15 protein-coding genes and 1 pseudogene are annotated in these 14,827 nt (G+C 66.5%); 11 read left to right on the forward strand and 5 right to left on the reverse strand.

The genetic code is table 11. From position 1 onward, the window contains the following. Positions 1-96: 96 nt before the first annotated feature. Complete coding sequence (gene eno / locus EDF33_RS19100) at positions 97-1,431, forward strand: phosphopyruvate hydratase (RefSeq protein WP_083393829.1); 1,335 nt, start codon at positions 97-99, stop codon at positions 1,429-1,431. On the opposite strand, the gene EDF33_RS19105 is transcribed toward eno, so the two are convergent. Then, a complete protein-coding gene (locus EDF33_RS19105; RefSeq protein ID WP_347812772.1) occupies positions 1,416-2,348 on the reverse strand; it encodes a LysR family transcriptional regulator in 933 nt (310 codons plus the stop codon). The genes eno and EDF33_RS19105 overlap by 16 nt on opposite strands. 63 nt (positions 2,349-2,411) lie before the next feature. Here EDF33_RS19105 and EDF33_RS19110 point away from each other — a divergent pair, with 63 nt between their 5' ends. The 7 genes from EDF33_RS19110 to EDF33_RS20315 all read left to right on the forward strand — a co-directional run bounded on the left by EDF33_RS19110 (position 2,412) and on the right by EDF33_RS20315 (position 7,806). Then, on the forward strand, positions 2,412-3,578 hold the full coding sequence (locus tag EDF33_RS19110; protein ID WP_060915499.1) for a TDT family transporter: 1,167 nt from the start codon (positions 2,412-2,414) through the stop codon (positions 3,576-3,578). A 140-nt stretch (positions 3,579-3,718) separates the two neighbouring features. Next, positions 3,719-4,147: a uracil-DNA glycosylase gene (locus EDF33_RS19115; RefSeq protein WP_228506156.1), complete on the forward strand. Its 429-nt coding sequence runs from the start codon at positions 3,719-3,721 to the stop codon at positions 4,145-4,147. A 140-nt stretch (positions 4,148-4,287) separates the two neighbouring features. Continuing rightward, positions 4,288-4,890, forward strand: a complete 603-nt coding sequence (locus tag EDF33_RS19120) for a recombinase family protein (protein WP_055960814.1) — start codon at positions 4,288-4,290, stop codon at positions 4,888-4,890. A 6-nt stretch (positions 4,891-4,896) separates the two neighbouring features. Then, positions 4,897-6,300: a Mu transposase C-terminal domain-containing protein gene (locus EDF33_RS19125; RefSeq protein ID WP_071301383.1), complete on the forward strand. Its 1,404-nt coding sequence runs from the start codon at positions 4,897-4,899 to the stop codon at positions 6,298-6,300. Further along, entirely contained in the window at positions 6,297-7,109 is an 813-nt protein-coding gene (locus EDF33_RS19130; protein ID WP_055960810.1) for an AAA family ATPase, read from the forward strand. Before EDF33_RS19125 ends, EDF33_RS19130 begins: the two co-directional genes overlap by 4 nt. 180 nt (positions 7,110-7,289) lie before the next feature. Continuing rightward, a complete protein-coding gene (locus EDF33_RS19135; RefSeq protein ID WP_132100885.1) occupies positions 7,290-7,523 on the forward strand; it encodes a hypothetical protein in 234 nt (77 codons plus the stop codon). 145 nt (positions 7,524-7,668) lie between these two features. Next, complete coding sequence (locus tag EDF33_RS20315; RefSeq protein ID WP_165918885.1) at positions 7,669-7,806, forward strand: hypothetical protein; 138 nt, start codon at positions 7,669-7,671, stop codon at positions 7,804-7,806. A 257-nt stretch (positions 7,807-8,063) separates the two neighbouring features. On the opposite strand, the gene EDF33_RS19140 is transcribed toward EDF33_RS20315, so the two are convergent. Further along, a complete protein-coding gene (locus EDF33_RS19140; RefSeq protein ID WP_132100886.1) occupies positions 8,064-8,639 on the reverse strand; it encodes an RES domain-containing protein in 576 nt (191 codons plus the stop codon). Further along, positions 8,636-8,989 (reverse strand): antitoxin Xre/MbcA/ParS toxin-binding domain-containing protein, encoded by a 354-nt coding sequence (locus EDF33_RS19145; protein WP_207906725.1) that lies wholly within the window; start codon positions 8,987-8,989, stop codon positions 8,636-8,638. The genes EDF33_RS19140 and EDF33_RS19145 overlap by 4 nt, the downstream gene beginning before the upstream one ends. Before the next feature lie 70 nt (positions 8,990-9,059). Here EDF33_RS19145 and EDF33_RS19150 point away from each other — a divergent pair, with 70 nt between their 5' ends. The 3 genes from EDF33_RS19150 to EDF33_RS20320 all read left to right on the forward strand — a co-directional run bounded on the left by EDF33_RS19150 (position 9,060) and on the right by EDF33_RS20320 (position 11,687). Then, positions 9,060-10,217, forward strand: a complete 1,158-nt coding sequence (locus EDF33_RS19150) for a hypothetical protein (protein WP_132100887.1) — start codon at positions 9,060-9,062, stop codon at positions 10,215-10,217. Positions 10,218-10,651: 434 nt separating this feature from the next. Then, positions 10,652-11,431: a helix-turn-helix domain-containing protein gene (locus tag EDF33_RS19155; protein WP_132100888.1), complete on the forward strand. Its 780-nt coding sequence runs from the start codon at positions 10,652-10,654 to the stop codon at positions 11,429-11,431. A gap of 67 nt (positions 11,432-11,498) precedes the next feature. Continuing rightward, on the forward strand, positions 11,499-11,687 hold the full coding sequence (locus EDF33_RS20320) for an ANTAR domain-containing protein (protein WP_165918886.1): 189 nt from the start codon (positions 11,499-11,501) through the stop codon (positions 11,685-11,687). A 1,103-nt stretch (positions 11,688-12,790) separates the two neighbouring features. On the opposite strand, the gene EDF33_RS19165 is transcribed toward EDF33_RS20320, so the two are convergent. Continuing rightward, entirely contained in the window at positions 12,791-13,561 is a 771-nt protein-coding gene (locus EDF33_RS19165; protein ID WP_132100889.1) for a ParA family protein, read from the reverse strand. Positions 13,562-13,660: 99 nt separating this feature from the next. Next, positions 13,661-14,827: pseudogene (locus tag EDF33_RS20325) on the reverse strand (hypothetical protein); the annotation flags it as partial.

Consider the following 14,827-nt stretch of genomic DNA (forward strand, 5'->3'; position numbering starts at 1 on the left):
GGGGAGGCAACTGGCGCCCAGTGATCGCCAGGAGGTCGTCCCTCCGCCTCCCCGCGGCCCACACCCGCACGACCAACCCGAAAGGCGACAACCGCCGTGAACGACTACATCAGCAACGTCCACCACACCACCCACCATCAGGGCGAGTACGTGACCCACACCAGCCGCCCCGTCACCATCAGCAGCCTGCACGGCTCCCGGATCCTCGACTCCCGCGGCTACCCGACGATCCAGGTGCGTCTCGAGCTCGAGGACGGCACCGTCGTCACCGGTGACGCCCCCGCAGGCGCATCCACTGGCGCGCATGAGGCTGTCGAGCTTCGCGACGGCGGCAGCAGCTACGGCGGCCGCGACGTGAGCCAGGCACTGCACCTCATCACGACGGACGTCGCACCGATGATCACCGGCCAGTCGTGGACCTCGATCGGGCAGGCCGACGCCGCCCTCGCTGCCCTCGACGGCACCCCGAACCACCGCCGGCTCGGCGCGAACAGTGTCGTCGCGACCTCGATCGCGATGGCACGCGCTCTCGCCGCCGCAGCGGAGCTGCCGCTCTGGCGTTGGATCGCAGACGTCACCGGCAGCACGCCCCGCCTGCCCGTCCCGCACTTCAACGTGCTCAACGGCGGAGCGCACGCAGCGAACGCGCTCGACTTCCAGGAGTTCATGATCGCCCCGGTGAACGCCGAGACCATGACCGACGCGGTTCGGATCGGATCGGACGTCTACCACGCGCTGGCGGCACTGGTCCGGGAACGGTTCGGCAGTCTCGGTCTCGGGGACGAAGGCGGCTTCGCCCCGTCGATCGCCGCGCCCGAGGAGGCCCTCGACCTCCTCGTCGCCGCGATCAGTGCCGCCGGTTACGAGCCCGGCGTGGACACCGTCGCGATCGCACTCGACCCGGCGGCGAACGAGTTCGCGCTCGGTGACGGTAGCTACCGGGTCGTGGACCGCCGGCTCGACCGCGCAGGCATGGTCGACTACTACCGCGACCTCATCAGCCGGTATCCGATCCGGAGCATCGAAGACGGCTTCTCCGAAGATGACCACGGCGGCTGGAAGGCGATGTCGTTCGCGCTCGGCGACATGCTCCAGATCGTCGGCGATGATCTCTACGTCACCGATCCGCAGCGCATCCGCGACGGTGGGAAGGACGGGCTCTCGAACGCGGCGCTCATCAAGCCGAACCAGATCGGCACCGTCTCCCAGACCCTCGACGCGATCGGCGTCGCACGCTCGCTCGGGATGCGGAGCATGGTGTCGCACCGGTCCGGCGAGACCACCGACACGTTCATCGCGGACCTCGTCGTCGGCACCGGAACCGGACAGATCAAGTCCGGCGCACCCGCCCGCGGAGAACGCGTCGCCAAGTACAACCGGCTCACCGAGATCGCGGAGAACAATCCGGAGCTGCCCTACGGGCTGCGCTGACCCCGACCGGTCACCTCGTGGGCGACGCGCAGGAAAGCAGAACCAGCTGGCTGAGGCTCTCCCGACCAGATCGCCCGCAACGGCCGGGCAAGTGGCGGCCCAGCGAGCGGGACCCGCACCAGCGACCCGTCGTTGATGTCGGCGGCGACCGTGCGAAGGCTCATCACCGCCGGTGCAATTCCAGCCTGCGCGTTCGCCCGGATGATGCTCGTGGTCTCCAGCACCGCGGCCGGAACCGACATGCTCAAACCGGCCTCCCTGAGCCATGCGGCGAGGGTCGCGCGAGTTCCGGAACCTTCTTCCCGCAGGAGCAGAGCCGTCGCCGCCAGGACCTCCGCAGTGATCCCGGTCGACCGAGCCCAGGGATGTTTCGGCGCAACGACGACCGCGAGCTCATCGTCCGCGATCACCTGCGCGGACACACCTGCCGCCGTCACCGGGGTCTCCGTGAACCCGAGGTTCGCGCCACCCGACTGCACGAGGTCCGTCACCGCGGCGGAGTTGCCCGCGATCAGGCGCACCCGCACGTCGGGTTCGCGGCGGCGGAATTCGAGCAGCCAGCCCGGCAGCAGCAGCTCCGCGATCGTCTGTGACGCTGCGACGACGAGCGAACCCGTGGGAGTCCGCAGCGCAGCCACTCCTGCTTCGAGGTGGCGAGACGCGTCGAGGACCGGTCCGGCCAGCCCGACGACGAGCCTGCCGGTCTCGGTCAGCACCGACCCCGTGGTCGAGCGGTGCACCAACAAGTGACCGACCATACGCTCGGCGACCCGGATCCGAGCAGACACTGCCTGTTGCGTGACGCCGAGCGCTCCAGCGGCAGCGGAGAGGGAGCCGGTCTCGGCGACGCGTGCGAGCACGTCGAGTGTGTCGAGGTCGAGGGTTCGGTCCGTGAGTCGCCGTAGTGCCACAATCATTGATTGTGCCCTGCCAAGAGGTTCCGGGTACCGCCAGAGGCAGGATTCGCGCAGGCTTGGCCCATGACAACGCTCCGCACGGACCCTGCACCCGCGAACGGTAGCCAGCTGCCCCAACGGCCGCAGACGGCGTTGTTCCGTGACCTGGAGCGGCCAGGCCTGATCGTGTCGAATCTCACACCGAACTGGTTCGCGTCGATCATGGGCACGGGGATCGTCGCTGTCGCAGCTGCGTCACTGCCGCTGCAGTTCCCCGGGCTGCGCCTCGCGGCGACGGTCGTGTGGGCGATCGCCGCGGTGCTCCTCGTCGCCCTCACGACCGCGACGGTGCTGCACTGGATCCGCTACCGGAGCACTGCAGCCGGGCACCAGCTCAACCCGGTGATCTCGCACTTCTACGGCGCACCACCGATGGCGTTCCTCACCGTCGGCGCCGGGACACTCCTGCTCGGCAAGGACTGGGTCGGCCTGCCCGCCGCCGTCACCATCGACTGGGTCCTGTGGACCATCGGCACCATCGGAGGACTGCTCACGGCAGTGCTCGTGCCGTACCTGGCGTTCACCCGCCACGAGAACAAGCCCGACTCCGCGTTCGGCGGCTGGCTGATGCCGATCGTCCCGCCGATGGTGTCCGCCTCCACCGGTGCGCTCCTGCTGCCGTACGCCCCCGCCGGGCAGGCGCGGGAGACGCTGCTGTGGTCCTGCTACGGCTTCTTCGGCCTCAGCCTCATCACGTCGCTGGTCGTGATCACGCTGATCTGGAACCGTCTCGCGCAGCACAAGGTCGGGGCCGCCGGCATGGTCCCGACTCTGTGGATCGTCCTCGGGCCGGTCGGACAGTCGATCACCGCGGTGAACCTCCTCGCATCGAACGCCCCCACCGTTGTCGATGCGAGTACCGCGCATGCCCTGCTGGTCGTGGCGCTGGTGTACGGGTTCGCGATGCTCGGCTTCGCGCTGCTGTGGACCGTCATCGCCCTCGCGATCACCATCCGCACTGCCCGCGAACACTTGCCGTTCAGCCTGACTTGGTGGTCCTTCACGTTCCCCGTCGGGACCTGCGTCACCGGCCTGAACGGGCTCGCCCTGCACTCAGGCCTGACCGTCGTTGCCGTCCTCGCCGTCATCTACTACGCCGGCCTCGTCGCCGCATGGATCACCGTTGCCCTTCGCACCTTTCACGGATCCGTCATCCGTGGCACCCTGCTGGCACCGCCACAGCCGGCATGAGTACCCCCGAGGAACTCGCTGACGTTCGATCGCTGAACGGTCTCGCGGAGACGTGGCGGACCGCGCCCGACGGCAGCCGACGGTTCGTCCCGAGCTTCGACCCACGATCCGGCGGCAGATTCAGCCGTGTCCTGGTCCTGATGCAGTCGCCTGGCCCCCAGACCATCGCCGCAGCGCACGCAGCGATCTGCAGCGAGGACAACCCGGGCCCGACCGCGGCCGCGTTCCGAGCAGCCCGTATCGAGTCCGGACTCGCACGCGGCGAGTACGTCCGCTGGAACCTTGTCCCATGGGAACTGCCCGACCGCGTGCGACTCGAGGACATCGACGAGGGGCGGCATGCCCTCGCCACACTGCTCGCGGCCCTCCCCGCTCTCACTGCGATCGTCACGTACGGGGCCGTTGCCCTCGACGGCGTCATGCGACACTTCACCCTGGACGAGCACCCCCGACTCCTTCCGGTCATCGCAGCACCACATCCGTCTCCCGCCAACGGCCGCCACCGATCGGAACAACACCTCCGTTCCGTGCAAGCACTCCGGCTCGCCGCGCGAGCGCGGCAGACGTAACAAATACGAACGATTCCGCTACAACTATCCGTACCGGCGCTCAGTCCGGGTGCGAGGCGCCGTGTCTTGTAGCGGAACCCAGTCCCAGAATCTACGTGCCGCCACTACCCCTCCTGGTCGAGTTTCGCTACGTTCTCTTCATGGGTCACCTTCTCGGGTATGCGCGCGTGTCCACCACAGACCAGGACGCGTCGCTGCAGATCGACGCGCTCAACGCCGCTGGCTGCTACCGCGTGTTCGTCGACACCATGTCCGGGTCGCTCCAACACCGGCCCGAGCTCGACAAGCTCCTCGACCAGCTCCGCCCCGGCGACACTCTCGTCGTCTGGCGACTCGACCGGCTCGGCCGGTCCATCCGGCACCTCATCGATCAGCTGCACGCTCTCGCCGAGCGCGGCATCGGGTTCCGGTCCCTGCAGGAGACCATCGACACCACCTCGCCCGGCGGCCGGCTTGTGTTCCACGTCTTCGCCGCGTTGGCGGAGTTCGAACGGGACCTCATCAAGGAACGCACCAACGCCGGCCTCGCCGCCGCTCGAGCCCGCGGCCGCACCGGCGGCCGACCATCTCGGCTCTCCGCGGACCAGGTGCGCACCGCACGCCGGCTCTACGAACAGCAGGACATGACCGTCGCGCAGATCGGCGACGTGCTCGGCGTTAGCCGCACCACCATCTACCGTGCACTCGCGAAGCACGCCGAGCCCGTCGCGGCGCGACGAACCAAGCCTTCCCCAACGATGTAGCTGGCTATGGACGCGAGCGAGCGGTGGGGCATCCTTCGACTGCACGTCGAGGACGCCATCCCGCTCGCCACCCTGGCCCGCACCACGGGCGTCGCTGAGCGCACCCTGCAACGCTGGTTGGCCCGCTACCGAACCGGCGGATACCCGGCTCTCGCCGACGGCACCCGCACCGATCACGGCGCCCGACGGACGGCACCGGAACTGGTGCGCCTGATTGAGGGGCTCGCACTCACCAAGCCACGACCTTCGATCGCCACGATTCACCGCCAGGTCGACAATTACTGCACCAAACGAGGTCTCTCAGCGCCGTCGTACTCCGTTGTGCGGTCGATCGTGAACGGGCTTGATCCCGGGATGGTGACGCTCGCGCTTGAGGGGCCCGCGTCATATCGGGACAAGCACGAACTGCTGCTCCGACGTCGTGCGGATCGCCCCAACGCGATCTGGCAGGCGGACCACACGATGCTCGATCTGCTCATCGTCGGACCCGACGGCAAGCCCGAACGGCCGTGGTTGACGGTGATCCTCGACGACTACTCCCGCGCGGTCTGCGGGTACATGGTGTTCCTCGGCGCCCCATCCGCCGCGAACACCGCGCTCGCGCTCCGGCAAGCGATCTGGCACAAGCCGGAACCGGACTGGCCTGTCTGCGGGATCCCAGACGTGCTCTACACAGACCACGGGTCCGACTTCACCAGCCACCGAATCGGCGACACCGCCGCCGTGCTGCACCTCCGCATCATCCACTCGCAGGTCGCTCGCCCCCAGGGCCGCGGGAAGATCGAGCGGTTCTTCGGCACCATCAACACCGAGCTGCTCCCAACGCTCCCCGGCCACCTCGCACCCGGATCCTCGGCGCCGGCGCCGACGCCGGCGCTGGATCTCGCCGGTGTCGACAGTGCCATCAACACGTTCATCCGCCGCTACAACGCCCGCATCCACCGCGAGCTCCGGAAGAGCCCACTGGAAGCGTGGATCGCAGACGGGTGGCTGCCACGAATGCCGGACTCCCTCGAGCAGCTCGACGGGTTCCTGCTCACCGTCCCGACCACGCGTGTCGTGCAACGAGACGGCATCCACTTCGAAGGGCTCCGCTACACCGCAACCACTCTCGCACCCTTCGTGGGCAGCACCGTCAGCGTCCGGTACGACCCCCGCGACGTCACCGAGATCCGTGTCTTTCACCGCGACGCGTTCCTGTGCACCGCGATCAGTACCGCGCATCAGACCGAGACCATCAGTCTCAAGCAGATCCAGGCCGCCCGGAACGCGCAACGAAGAGCCCTGCGCGGGCAGATCCGCGAACGCATCGCGATCGTCCGCCCCACACCCGATGATCACACCCCACCAGCACCCGCACCGGCACCGGATCAACCGCGACTGATGACCTACGAGGAGGACCGGTCATGACGAGCCAGTTCATCATCACGAAGGAACACCGTCGGTTCGCGGAGTTCGCCGACGCCGTCCGGAAGCAGAACACCATCGGCGTCTGCTTCGGCCCCGCTGGCGTCGGCAAGACCCTCTCCGCACGCCGCTACGCCCACTGGGACAGCATCGGCCCGTTCATCGCCAGATGGGCCGCACGCAGCGAAGACGACACGAAGATCTACGCCGCCGCCCACCGAGCCCGCACCGTCTTCTACACGCCCGAGGTCTCCGCCACGATGCGCGCCCTGCAGGACGACCTCCGGCACGACATGCTCCGCACCGAACGCTGCATCGAGGAACACCTCCTGCTCCAGGGTCGCCACTTCGACCACGCACACGGCCCCAACCCGTCCCTGCTCGAGCTGATCATCATCGACGAGTCCGAACGCCTCACCGGCAACGCGATCGAGTGGCTCCGCGACCAGTACGACCGCACCGGCATAGCGATGATCCTCATCGGCATGCCCGGCATCGAGAAGCAGTTCAGCCACTACCCGCAGCTCTACAGCCGCCTCGGTTTCGCCCACCAGTACCGTCCGCTCGGCCACGACGAGCTGCTCTTCGTCCTCGAACGTCAATGGCGCAAGCTCGGCAAGACGCTCGACCCCGACGACTTCACCGACGCGCAAGCCATCGCCGCCGTCGAACGCATCACCCGCGGCAACTTCCGGCTCCTTGAGCGCCTCCTCCCTCAGATCCAACGCGTCCTGAAGATCAACGAGCTCGACGTCATCACCAACGACGTCGTCGAGGCCGCCCGCAGCACCCTCGTCATCGGCACCACCTGACCCGACACCGATCGCAGCGAAAACGACGACACAGAGCGAGGCTGCTCACACTGCGCAACCCGGAGCGAGAGATGTGCCACAAACGGTCGTTTACGGCACGCATCATCGCTCAAAGTCTTGACGGGGTGTCGCAGATACGGTTGCCTAACCGAGGATAATTCACCGACGAAGGAGCATCCGATGCCGAACGCCGACAAGGGACCCCGTCTGCACCAGTTCACCAGGCCGAGCAACGGTGAGGTCGTGAAGGTATATGCCGGCGTCAAAGTGGGTAAGGCGCTCGATGAAGTCACGATGGACATGACCGTGTACCAGGGGGTACGTCTCTACGAGGTCCTGGAAGCGGTCTACGACCAGGGCTTCAAGGATGGTGCCGGTCTCCCGAACCCCGGCAGGCCGCGCCTTCATCCCTAACTCGTCGAGCGTCAGTCGTTGACGTTTGTCGAGGGTTCCGCTGGCCGCGTGGTTGTAACCACCTGGGCCGCGAGGAGGCGGCAACGGGTGCAGCCAGAGCATCTTGGTATGCGCCGAGCCACGTCACCGCCGTCATCTTGCGGATGTGAGCAGCTACCGCAACATGGATGACGAAGGACGCCGCGAGCACGATCGCGACGGCTTCGAGGATCGGAATAGCCTGCAGCCACCCGTCGGCCTTTGCAGCAACCTTGAGCAGGTTGAACGCCAAGCCGAGTGCTGAGATAAGAAGCGCCGCAACCGAGATCCCAACTTCGGCGCCATTGGCACCGTGCGCGCGGAGCACGCCGAGGACCGCCATGCGCGTCCCTGGCAAGTGAGCGGTGTCGGTCACAAAGCGGTCGACGTCCGTTGCTGTGAGTGCAGCTTCAGGACCGTGCGGGAGGTAGGGGCGAGCTTCAGGTAGCACGGCGGCCGTGATGTACGGAACGAACCGGCTCGTTCCCTTCACGTTTCTAGCAGGCGTTCTCAACCGGCCCCTCACGACGTGGTGGGCAGCTGCCCGGTTGCTCGGATTGTCGCCAGCAGTTCTGGTGTGAACGGCGTGCTGTCCTCCACTGTGAGCGCGACGGCGGCGCGGGTCTCGAACGCTGCCAGGACAAGACCGGCGCCCGAGGCGGAAGGTGCGAGCACCCCGCCGAGCCCCAGGAACCATGCAGCCTGCCCGATCGCCTGGCAGGCCGTCCAGTCGTCGTCGGCGATGTCGTCCAACGTCAGACCCAGCCTGTCGAGGGCGGCCGGGCCGGTGAGATCGAGCACCTGGAGCTCGGTCACCGCGACGGTGTGCAGCAGGTACGGGACGCGCAGCAGCCGTTCCGGAGTGGATCCCTGAGACTCGGCGAGGCGATCGAGTTCTCCAACCGTCGCCGAGAGTGGCGTGCCGAGGTAGACGGTGGCGAAGATGTCTGGCGGGTTCCACCGTCCACCGTTCAGGCGCGCGCCGGCGCCGGAGAGCGGGTCGCGCCGAGCGGTGGTGTAGCGGTAAGTGGCACCGGACCAGGAAGTGGCGCCGAGCTGGTCGATCCGTTCCACCAGCTCGTCGTCGAGCTGCGTCAAATCACGACGCCTTCCGCGATGGCCTCGATGAGGTTGAGTACGTCACGGTAGTTCCCGGCGTGGATGGTGTCTGCCGGGCTGTCATGGTGCAGCAGACGGTTCGGGGTGAACATCCACACGTTCGCATCGTCGGCTGGCATGACCTCCGTGACGGCTTGCGCGACGTACGCCAACTCGAGTAGACGCTGCTTATTCAGGCGCTGTGGGACGACCTCACCGACCGACCATCGCGCGACCGAGCGTGCGGAAGCGTCGACGATAGTGCCGACCTCGTCCTGCGTCAGCCCCAAACCATCGATGATGTCGGTGACTTTGTGCGCGAGGGCGCCGCGGTCCATGGTTGCGCTCATGAGCGTGTCCTAGTTCTGTCGGTCATTCTGACGCTATTATGGCACCAGAAACCAAGGAAGGTGCCGCACGATGGCTCTCGAGTTCCAGCTGGACCACCAGGACCACAAGAAGGTCGAAGACTTCATCGCGCGCTCCGCCGCGGGAGTCAGCGCAATCTCGCTGCACCCCAAGGTCGCAGCGGCACAGCACGGTGTTGCCGAGACAGCACGTGACGCTGGTCTGGAGGTGCTGTACGACCCGAGGACCGAGCGACTCGAGCACGAAGGGTTCACCCTGCAGGGCATCCCCGGCTACACCGGGACGCCGTACAACCTCGACGCTCTGGCGGCGAATGTGGACCAGCGTCAGCAGCTCATCGACGCCGTCCTCGGGGCCACTCCGGACGTGGTGACGATCGTCACTCCCCCGCACTTCCTCGCCCGCGACGCCCGGACGAGTCACCTCGATCTGGCTCTCGCGGAGGCGACCCGGTTGAGCACGGACAAGCGAGTGCGTCCCGTGCTAATGATGAAGGCGCGGTTCCCCGTTGCCGACGCCGCCGAGCTCGCCCGAGAGTACGCCGCCGCCGGTTTCGACGAGATCGAACTACGCTTCACACCGCTCGGCGGCGAGGACGACGGGATCCCGAAGATCCGGGCAGCGTTCACCATCGCTGATCTCTTCCGGTCGGCTGGCCTCAAGGTGGTCCTGGGCCGCTCCGGCAATGTCGGACAGACCGCGTACGCGCTGGGCCACGTCGACGGGTACTCGATGGGCATCGGTCAGATGGAGCACGTCAACCACTCCGCCGACATCACGCGTCAGAAGCAGCCGCCGAAGCTCGACGAAGAGGGCAACAAGGTCAAGAGCGGCGGCGCCTGGCAGGGCGTCTACATCCCCAATCTTGCGACGACACTGAGCATGAAGCGCGCCCGAACCTTGCTCGGACACACCGACGTCCGGACGAAGCTCCTTTGCCGCATCGACCACTGCGCGAACTCTCTGCTGGGGCCCGTCACGGACTACCGCAGCCACTACCTGCACTCCCGTGCTGCCGAGGCCGAGAGGTTGGCTGCCACTCCCCCGGCGTGGCGCGGGAAGATCGAGACCGATCGACTGCAGCGCGCGCTCGAGCTTCGCGAGCTCGTCAACACGAAGTACCGTGCCGCCGGCGAACCGGAGCTGAAGGTCCGGACCCTGCAGAGCCTCGTGGACGGCATCGAGGAAGAGCGGGCCGCAGTCGCCTGACAGCCCGGACACGAAGAAGCGGTGATGGTCTGGAGGCGCCTCCGAACCGTCACCGCTTCTTGTCGGACAACCGCCCCGAGTATGGACCTCGTGGTGCGCGGTTTGGACCCGTCGCGTTTCATGGGCCGTCCCTGGTTGCACAGGGCCCTGACCTTGCCGGCCGGATGATCAAGCTAGCTCCGAAGAGACCTGAGTCCGAACCGACGAAGCGAGGGCTTCGTCCCGTGTACCTGGTTACAGGCTAGCAGAGGTTCGAGCGTTATCGGTGAGGATCAGGAGGCCAATATTTTCAGATATCAGCCCCTTCCCAGACATCGCAACCCAGGTTGCGCCCCAGCGCATCCTGGGTGTACCCTTAGCGCATCCCGCCCCAGGACATCCCCTCACAGTTCATCGTAGCTCCCTGGGGGTTCTCGCGCGACTTGGAGTTTCGAGTGACCGGCACCTTCGACTTCGACGACGTGAAGCGCAGCTCCGCCGCCGTCCGACGAGCCTTCGTGGAACGGCCGGAAGAGGGCCGTTCTCCCCTCAGCCGCTTACTCAGCGGCATCAACGCTGAACAAGGCGGTGGGGGTCGTGGCGGGAGGACTCGCATCGCTGTGCTCATCACCCTCCTCTGGGTGATTGCATCGCCCCCGTTCGACTCAAAGCGGGTTAGCCCGTACTGGGCTCGGCTACTCGGAGAGTCAGACCCCGAGGGCGCCGGCGCACACGCTGTACTCGACGCGCTTCACGATCTTCACGAACGCGGCTTCATCCAACTCGACACCACCGGCACGAACCGGATGCGGATCACGCTGCTCCGCGAAACGGGCGACCGGCACTCCTACTCCTTCCCCGATCCAGCAGAAGGCGAGTCCTACTTCCGAGTGCCGAGGACTCTGTGGACGAGCGGCGTCATCAGCGAGATGTCAGGACGGGCACTCGCGCTATACCTCATCGCCCTCTCACATGCGGGATGGGGGGAACGAGAGTTCTGGATCAACCAGAGCCTGTTCGCCGCGCGGTACGGCCTCGGTGAGACGACTCGCAAGAAGGGTCTCCGCGAACTTGTCGAGCTCGGGGTGCTCGAGATCACCTCCGTCTCTCGATCCCTGCCCGGAGAACTCAGCGGCCGCACGTTCCGACGGAACATCTACGTCATCGCGAAGCCGTTCCGCTCTGAAGGGGCGTCATTCGAAGCGAACCCAGGCGACGAGGCCCTGTCTCGTTAGCCGTTGCCGCATCAGCCCTCATCCGACACAGCCTGACCACGGACGACTGCAAACCTCCGACGAGCAAGTGCGTGACGCGATCGCCGCGCGCGTCACGGTGGAACAAGCCAAGGGTCCACTCACTCACCGGCACGGTATCGAGGTCGACGAAGCGTTCCAGCTGCTTCACATGAAGACTCGGCGCGCCGAGCGTGGACTTCACGAGCTCGCTGACGATGCGGTCCACCGCGGCGAACGGCTCGACGAGGCCGACTGACCCGCACCATCGAGGACGAGCGGCGTGGCGTGACGATCCCCACGCCGATGCGTAGTTCTCGTCCGGGCCCTTCTAGTCCACTAGATCTCGTCGCATCATTCATGGAGCCGTAGAACGAGTTCTGATCTGCCGCTGCCCGGCCAAGATCATCTCCGGTTGACGTTACAAATGGAGGCGGCAGGCCACGAAAGCCACTTAGACATCAGCGTGGGCCATGTTCTACCACGCGTTTTTTTGGCCGATCTACTTTGGCGGCACCTACGCCGGATCGGCTTGTACATGCGGATCGGCTGTGATTCCGGACGGGTAACGATCGACGGCCGTGATCGAACCGTGACATACGTACTCACAGATGTAGGGGGTCGCCGGTAGAGTGAGAAGGTCCCCTCCGGGGGCATGAAACGACCTCCCGTAATCGACGTGTTAGCGCACGTCGGGGAGGCCGAATCAATTTTCAAATAAACATCCGGACGAGGAGTCGCAACATGGAAAAGATGCTGGAGACGTTGACCGGACATGTCAATCGTATAGCTGACTGTACGAACATGTCCAACATGGGCCGTAACGGCGGCGCGTACGGGAACGCCGTAGTGGTGCTCGCATACGCGTGTCTCGTACACGAAGTGGCTCCGGTGGTGCTCGCAGTGTTGAACGCTGCGGGTCTGGCGTAGGTCGATGTAGAACGGGCGGGACAACACGGTTGTCCCGCCCGTTCTCGTGTACCGCCCCCAGAACTACACGCTCGTCGACGCGGGACTGCTACCGATCCGCAGTCACGGTGCCGTACTGCTGTCCGTACTTCTCGCGGATCGCCTCTTCGACAACGTTGCGAATCGTCCCCTCGCCGCCGTCAACCGCTGCATCGATCAGGTCCTGCACGTCGAGTGCGAGCCGAGTGCTGAACGGGACCGTCACCTCGCGCCGAGGGCGGCCTCGGCGCGGCGCCGGCGGAGTCGCATTCGGTAACGGAGACGCCGGGGCCGGAATGGGAGTCGGAGCAGGCTCGGTCTGGCGGTAGTCAACCGGGTCGACGCGCTCGTCTGCGGCGGCTTGTGGCCGGCGTCGGGTCCTGAGGTCACCAGGGCGCTCTGGCTTTTGATCGCTCATCGGATCACCTGATCCACGATGGCGGTGTACGCGTCGAGCACTGGTGCACCCTTCCTGTAGTTGCCGTACCACTCACCCGTGAGGCGTACTTCCTGCACGATCGCTCGTTCTGGGACGAGGGGCACCAAGAGCATGCCTGTGTCGCGGAGTTCGTCGATGCTCGCCACGGCCGGTCGGGACATGATCGTCTCCCGGACTCCCCCGACGACGATGCCTGCTTCGGTCAACGTCACGGGAGCGCCGATGCGCTCTCGACTGTGTCGGAACTGCTGCACAGTCTTCCGGGCGCCGCTGAAGCCGTCGACACCGTCGTTCGTAGCGGTAGCGGCGTAAATGACGGTGTCGGCGGCGTTGAGGGCTGCCAGGGTCAAGGGGCCGCCCTGGCGGTTGGGGCAGTCGATCACGATGAGATCAGCCTGCACGCCCTCGAGTGACACGCGGAGGCGAAGCTCGGCGTGGTCGGCTCGGTCGGCCTCGCGGTTCGACACGTTGCGGGCGCTCGGCAGAACACGAAGGTTCGGTGACCAGGCGGTAGACACTGCCAGGTCTTCAGCCCATCCCTCCGGTTCCTCGTTGCCGAGGATCGCACCGACGTGCAGCCCCTCCCCCGATGGTTCGACGTTAAGCCACTTCGTTGAAGCTGCCCGGGGATCCAAGTCGACAAGGAGCGTCCTGAGACCTCGTTCTGCAGCGATCATCGCGATGGACACTGCGGTCGTCGTCTTCGACACCCCACCGGACTCGCTGTACACCATGACTGTCTGCATGCAAGAAAGCATGTCAGCATGCATGCGTTCTGTCAAGCAATCTTGCATGCTTGCATTCATGCATGAAAGAAAGCGAGCAAGAAGGCATGCATGCACGCGTTAGGCAGCTAGCTCGAGGTCGCGGAGTTGCTGGAGCAGACCACGTCGGACGAACCGCATGGCTTCTTGGTGGTCGGCTCGGCCGTCGCTCGAGCATGGGTACGCAGGGTATGCCTCGGGACCGCCGTGGTCGTCGACGGATCGGAACATAACGACCTGCGTGGTGGGGGTGCGGTCGCGGCCTCGTCGGCCGGCCTTGCGGATGAGGTGGTTCTGCCACCAGGCCCAGAGGTCGCGCTCGTCGACGTACTGCTGTTCCCGTCGCAAGAGGATCCCGTCGACGCCGAGCTGCTTGGCCACGTGTGTGCGGAAGTCCTGCAGCCGCCGGCGCCAGCCGGTGGGTGTGGCGATCGCGAGGGTCCAGCGTCGCATGCGTGCGAGAGCTGCGCGTGCGCGGCCGTGGGGAAGTCCTGCACGGTCAGCGACGACCTCGAGTGCGTGCTCGTCGGTGGTCAGGCTCTCGTAGACACGGCGTGCCGTGGGCCCCAGTCCTGCGCGAGTGAAGACATCGTGCCGTCCGGCGTCGAGCCGGACTTCTAAAGCTTCCAGGAGGGTGACTCTCACGTCGAAGAGCTCGGCCGGGGGGCGGGCGGTCACATTGTGAAGTGGCCCGACGCGTACGGAGGGTGTGGAAAACCGGTCTGTGAGCCGCCAGACGGCGGCGTTGGGGCCGTCTGCCTGGCGCCGGCGGGTGATCCATCCAGCGGTGTGGAGGCGGCGGAGTGAGCGGTCGACGGTGCTCGAGGGGATCCCGGTGGCGATCGCCACGGACCGGAGTGCGGCGCCGACGTCAAGGGAGCCGGAGCGTAGGGACGCCCAGGCGAGGTAGGTCAGGACGGTGCTGTCGTGCAGGTCTGACTCGGTGCGGGTCCAGCGGCCGGGGGAGGCGGTGAACGCCTGCAGCATGGCCTCGACGACGTCGATGATGCCGGTCAGCTGGGTGAGGTCGCGTTGCTGACGTTCCTCGGGCGCGTACCGGTACAGCACCGCCCGCTCCTGCGCCTTCGCCCACTGCCGCTCGAGGCGCGCGGCGGCCTCGGCCGCGGTGCGGGGCTCGCGGCCGCCGGTAGGACGGTTGCGGGTGCGGTAGTGCTCCATGCCGGGTGCGGTCTTCGCGGCGTGCTCGACGTCGGCGAGGGTCCACCCGGACACCGCGGCCGCGAGCAG

The organism is Curtobacterium sp. PhB146 (assembly GCF_004342995.1).
Taxonomy (GTDB): domain Bacteria; phylum Actinomycetota; class Actinomycetes; order Actinomycetales; family Microbacteriaceae; genus Curtobacterium.

Coding starts and splice junctions, on each gene's coding strand:
- EDF33_RS19120 (WP_055960814.1), top strand. CDS start 4,288: ATGGGTCACCTTCTCGGGTATGCGCGCGTGTCCACCACAGACCAGGAC.
- EDF33_RS19165 (WP_132100889.1), bottom strand. CDS start 13,561: ATGCAGACAGTCATGGTGTACAGCGAGTCCGGTGGGGTGTCGAAGACG.
- EDF33_RS19145 (WP_207906725.1), bottom strand. CDS start 8,989: ATGAGCGCAACCATGGACCGCGGCGCCCTCGCGCACAAAGTCACCGAC.
- EDF33_RS19135 (WP_132100885.1), top strand. CDS start 7,290: ATGCCGAACGCCGACAAGGGACCCCGTCTGCACCAGTTCACCAGGCCG.
- EDF33_RS19150 (WP_132100887.1), top strand. CDS start 9,060: ATGGCTCTCGAGTTCCAGCTGGACCACCAGGACCACAAGAAGGTCGAA.
- EDF33_RS19125 (WP_071301383.1), top strand. CDS start 4,897: ATGGACGCGAGCGAGCGGTGGGGCATCCTTCGACTGCACGTCGAGGAC.
- EDF33_RS19115 (WP_228506156.1), top strand. CDS start 3,719: ATGCAGTCGCCTGGCCCCCAGACCATCGCCGCAGCGCACGCAGCGATC.
- EDF33_RS19130 (WP_055960810.1), top strand. CDS start 6,297: ATGACGAGCCAGTTCATCATCACGAAGGAACACCGTCGGTTCGCGGAG.
- EDF33_RS19105 (WP_347812772.1), bottom strand. CDS start 2,348: ATGATTGTGGCACTACGGCGACTCACGGACCGAACCCTCGACCTCGAC.
- EDF33_RS19110 (WP_060915499.1), top strand. CDS start 2,412: ATGACAACGCTCCGCACGGACCCTGCACCCGCGAACGGTAGCCAGCTG.